The sequence below is a fragment of the Pseudomonas sp. 05N434 genome (assembly GCF_056396965.1).
This window is the reverse complement of sequence record NZ_JBFTMK010000448.1, coordinates 1-4,255: the sequence shown is the minus strand read 5'-3', so window position 1 is coordinate 4,255 and position 4,255 is coordinate 1. Positions and strand designations below refer to the sequence as shown.

Annotated in this window: 4 protein-coding genes and 3 pseudogenes; 5 read left to right on the top strand and 2 right to left on the bottom strand. The window is 53.9% G+C overall.

The genetic code is table 11. The features are described from left to right. Positions 1-272 precede the first annotated feature (272 nt). The gene (locus AC1DLB_RS23000; protein ID WP_225609334.1) at positions 273-701 is read right to left on the bottom strand and encodes a hypothetical protein; all 429 of its coding nucleotides are present in this window, start codon (positions 699-701) and stop codon (positions 273-275) included. A 413-nt stretch (positions 702-1,114) separates the two neighbouring features. Between AC1DLB_RS23000 and AC1DLB_RS22995 the strand changes: the two genes are divergently transcribed. The 4 genes and pseudogenes from AC1DLB_RS22995 to AC1DLB_RS22980 all read left to right on the top strand — a co-directional run bounded on the left by AC1DLB_RS22995 (position 1,115) and on the right by AC1DLB_RS22980 (position 2,781). Beyond that, complete coding sequence (locus AC1DLB_RS22995) at positions 1,115-1,528, top strand: hypothetical protein (protein ID WP_310398391.1); 414 nt, start codon at positions 1,115-1,117, stop codon at positions 1,526-1,528. 327 nt (positions 1,529-1,855) lie between these two features. After that, positions 1,856-2,122, top strand: a pseudogene (locus AC1DLB_RS22990) (phage tail protein); the annotation flags it as partial. Further along, positions 2,112-2,270, top strand: a pseudogene (locus AC1DLB_RS22985) (cell wall hydrolase); the annotation flags it as partial. The pseudogenes AC1DLB_RS22990 and AC1DLB_RS22985, both read left to right, overlap by 11 nt. Continuing rightward, positions 2,267-2,781: pseudogene (locus AC1DLB_RS22980) on the top strand (lysis system spanin subunit). The pseudogenes AC1DLB_RS22985 and AC1DLB_RS22980, both read left to right, overlap by 4 nt. A 173-nt stretch (positions 2,782-2,954) precedes the next feature. Here AC1DLB_RS22980 and AC1DLB_RS22975 read toward each other — a convergent pair. Continuing rightward, entirely contained in the window at positions 2,955-3,227 is a 273-nt protein-coding gene (locus AC1DLB_RS22975) for a hypothetical protein (protein WP_192351838.1), read from the bottom strand. 321 nt (positions 3,228-3,548) lie between these two features. On the opposite strand from AC1DLB_RS22975, the gene AC1DLB_RS22970 reads away from it, so the two are divergent. Continuing rightward, positions 3,549-3,830 carry a hypothetical protein gene (locus tag AC1DLB_RS22970; protein WP_192351839.1) on the top strand — a complete coding sequence of 94 codons (282 nt, stop codon included), beginning with the start codon at positions 3,549-3,551 and terminating at the stop codon, positions 3,828-3,830. The last annotated feature ends 425 nt before the right edge of the window (positions 3,831-4,255 follow it).

Sequence of the window (4,255 nt, the reverse complement as noted above, 5' to 3'; positions counted from 1 at the left end):
AACTAACACTGGTGTTGAAGCTCAAACCAGAAGTCAAAGTAACCAATGTCGTAGCTGCGGTTACCGCCTTGGTGATCGGAGCTGTTGCCGGGATAGAACTCTTGCTGCTCAGGGCGATACCTTCCGCCATCCGCTCCGCTGGTTGCCGTTGGGCGCGGAGGGGAGTGCAYGCGGATTTGGTCGGGAGGTTGATGACTAGTTGCGCGGACTTCGTAGTAGGTACGACACGCATAAAAAAGCCCGCGAGAGAGGCGGGCTTCAGGGGACGGCCTTCAGAGGCAGTCGGACTTGCCTATCTGAAAGTCGACTATCGGTGAGTCGCTTGAGTCTTTGAAGGTGTAGTTAATCAAAAGACCCGATTTCACGAATTGCCCTAGACCTTTTTCAGCGCAGGATGCAGAAGCGGCAAGGGCTTTTGCGTTCTTAGCAAATGCATCGGAATCGACTTCGTTTTTCGAGACTTTTGTGAGCGTGTAAGAGATTCGCATCAGCTCATCACTGTAGGTTACCGAGTCGAGGCGAGTTGATTCATCGGACATCTTTCCGGATTCGAGATTCATGATGAGCGCGAGCCCTTTAAGCTGGCGTTCTCGCTCCTGCTTTTTCTCCTCCGGAGCAGACTGTGCATGCCAGACTTGGACCAGGGCAAAGAGTAAAATCATTGCCGAAAAAAAAATGATTAATCCGCGGTACTGCTTCAACTGAGATCTCCATGGCAAAAGGCCATCGCTTATTTGACCATGCCGCTACCATCATCTCAAGTTAGAGGAATTGCCGGTTGCGTCTCCGGCGCCGAGTTCCACGGCCGTGTTCAGTTCGCCAGCGCTCGATAGCAACCGATTCTGGGATTTGATGCAGGTGGGCGGTTATAGGCCGCAGTTTCGTCCGCATCGGGGTGTGATCTGTCTCGTCCAGTTGAGCCGGCGCCATTACTGACCCGTAACCCATTTCATCTACCCCCGAGCTGGAGTAGCTACTTACCTGGCAGATCACACCCCGTCCTCTCATAGAGAGGATCGGGCAGTTAACGACAGGCTTTCGTGGCGCTGGTTGTTCAGCCCGTCACGCCAGAGGCTGGTAGCATCGGCACCTCTCCTCAGAGCATGGAATTGCTATGTACCAGGTTGTTGCTAGAGCGCTGGAAGTGATCGCATTAGAATGCCACGAGGCGGAGTACACTGAGGCTTTCAGCGCAGTCCARGCAATCGTGACCGAGTTTGGCGAGGTAGATTTGGCTGATCGGCTTTTTGCCAATATTCCCGAGTCGATCCCGTTTCTACTGGTGGCTAAACTCTTCGACTTGCTGGCTTGGCAGACAGACGACAACGGCTCGGCGATGACTCGCACTATTGAGCGTTGGCTTGCAGAAGGTACCAATCTGCGCAAGGTTCGGATTGCTCTTAATCTCGATGTCTACCCGTTTCCGGATGAGCGCGAGATGTATCGAGTGTTATCCCTCGTGGTTGAAGCCCATCCGCAGTTGACTGATAAGTGCCAGCAGCTGATCAGCTCTCGGCAAAATCGGTAGCATCTGGTCAGCATCCCAAAGCCCACATCGAATGGGCAGAGGTGATGCTTTCAGTCAGGCGTCTTCGCCCTGAACCAGCATCTTCTCGATGTCGGCGGCGCCGAGCTTTTTCCAGTTTTTGATCTGCCCGGTTTCCAGATCGATGTTGAGCATTAGGTAGTCGCCGTAATGCTCACCCGGGAAGAAGTCCGGAACCTAGCCTGCGTAGCCGCCTACGTCTGCGCCTTGGGCGTCTTTCAGGTCGGCAGCGAAGCCGTCCCGGACCCTGATGCACAGGTGCAGCTCAGTCACGTCTACCTGCTCCGTTTTTTGCTGGTTGATTAATTGAAGAGCACCGGCGCCGTGGCGCAGATCACGCGGATTCAAGATCGAATCGACACGCTTGGTTACGGCATCGACGCCGGCGAGGTGACCGAAGAGGACGAGGCTGAGCAGGTCGCACTACTGCTGAACCTTAAAGCCTGGAAGGCCTACAAGTCCGCCTTGGGCAAGGTAACGGTTCAGCCAACTTGGTATGCCACGCCTGTTTGGCTACCAGAGCTGGTAGCGCCCGTGATCGTGGCCGATCCTGAGGCCCGATCCAAAAGCTGCTGACCTGGTCATGTCCGGCACCGAGCCAGATCCCACCGGCGGTGCCACCCATTACTACGCCACCACCATGCCGAAGGCTCCGGCCTGGACTGTGGGGGCGAAGCAGACGCTGAAGTTTGGACACCACATCTTCTTCAAGGATGTGCCATGAGTCCCGCGTCGTGGAAGTTGGCCGGAGTGCTGGCGCTGCTGCTGGTTACGGCCGGCGGGGTCTGGCAGGTTCAGGATTGGCGCTACGGCAGGCAACTCGCCGAACAGGCCGGCCTACATCAGGACGACCTGAACGCCATCAGCAACGCGGCCGCCGCCCAGGTGCGCGCCGATCAGGCCAAGCGACTGGCCCTCGAGCAGCGCCTATCGGCAAGCGAAGAAACCCACTACAGGAAATTGAGCGATGCACAAAAAGACCAGGCTCGCCTGCGCGATCGCCTTGCCACTTCTGATCTGCGGCTGTMAATCCTCCTCGACGCTGCGGATCCAACCAGTGGCCGTTCAGTGCCAGCCGGTACCGAAGCCGGCGGCGTGGTTTATGGAGGAGCGCGCGCCCGACTTGACCGGCGCATGCTCAACGAATTATCGGAATTACCGACGCCGGCGATCAGGGACTAATCGCGCTGGCTGCGTGCCAAGCCTATGTCAAAGAAGTTGCCACAGGTAAGTAGTAGTTGTTTTCGAACAGTGTGCCAAGCCTCAGCACTCAGCCGGAAAACCTCTTGCTGAGTGCAAGTCAGATGAGGGGCTTTCAATGTTACTCCACGCTGAAATGACCAGCATCATGTAAGATGTTGGTCATTTGGTGTGTGCGCTTGTTAATGATTTAACGAATTTTTCGATGTTATTGATTGTTCGAAGCGAGTGGGTTGATAGTTCGGCCGCGATCCTTTACAAGGTTGTCTTCTATGACGATTTGACTGTCAAAGGCAACGTAATATACACCTGCTTGGGTCTGGCCTTTTATGGCCATCAAGTAACCTCTTGGGTCATTACGCCCCCATGTATCACCTTTGCCGGGCTCCAGTGCATAATAATCGTCACTACCGTCTCGCCCCCATACGCTGACTGCAATTTGGACCGTTCTGCTTGCTCCGTTTGTGATTGTGATGCTCATATTTATATTCCTTTTTGGATTGAGTATTCCATGAGTTGGCTCCCTATTGTTTAAAACAAACGCAGACTTGCCACTGCTACAGAAATCAGTAGTTAGGTTAACTCAATGAATATGCCATATATAATATAGCGATGTTAGATTGCCTGATCTCAAGTTTAGGCAAGACTACAGTCAAGCCTGTAAACGCGTAAATGCAAGGTATCCAGACCTTTATAAATTGACGGTTCCGACGAGTGGTAAAACCTAACCGATCGTCAGCGATAAATTGAGCAATCACCATATCCCTTGGATGCTGTGTTTTTATTCAGTATCGAGGAAGCAATGCAGTTCCTGATCGTGTCCATGAGAGAGCGTGGCGTCGCCAGATCCAAAAGAGACATCGCCAGCACCGAGCCAGTAAAGGGAGATATCATTTTCTCCAGCGCGCCGTCTGACATCCTGAAAAGAACGTCCAGCAGCGCATCTCTGCGGCACGGTGCCTGGCCGGGTGATGTGCCACCGCTTCGGCCTCTTCTTGATGCTCGCCTGACCAGCATGGCAACGCTCGGTTTCACGCTGAGTGGTCTGGAAGAGGTCGATGGGGTGCTTTATGCGCAGTCTTGATATTGCAGGGAGGTATGATTGTGTTCGGTCGGCAGGACGCCGGAATGCAGGGCTTTCTTGTCGAAAGCCTGTAGGGACTTTTGCGGGGAAACGTGAAACACGGTCAATCACGGTACGGCATCGATTGCAGTGGGCGCCGTTCTAAAGGACTGTTTTTTATAGCTTTTTAGCGCCCCTGCAAGCATGGGGTGCTGCATCGCGTTACATGAAGGATGTTTAACGATCGGCAGGACGCCGGAGGAGGGTAAACGCGGGTTAGTTCTGGAACGCTTCCAGAATAGTTATGGAACACATGCCGAGCGGCGCTGACTTCTTCAAACCCCAGAAACGACAAAGCCCTGAAAAATCAGGGCTTTGTCGTATAAAGATGGCGGAGGCGATGGGATTCGAACTCATGGACCTGTCGACTGTAACAGGTCCATGAG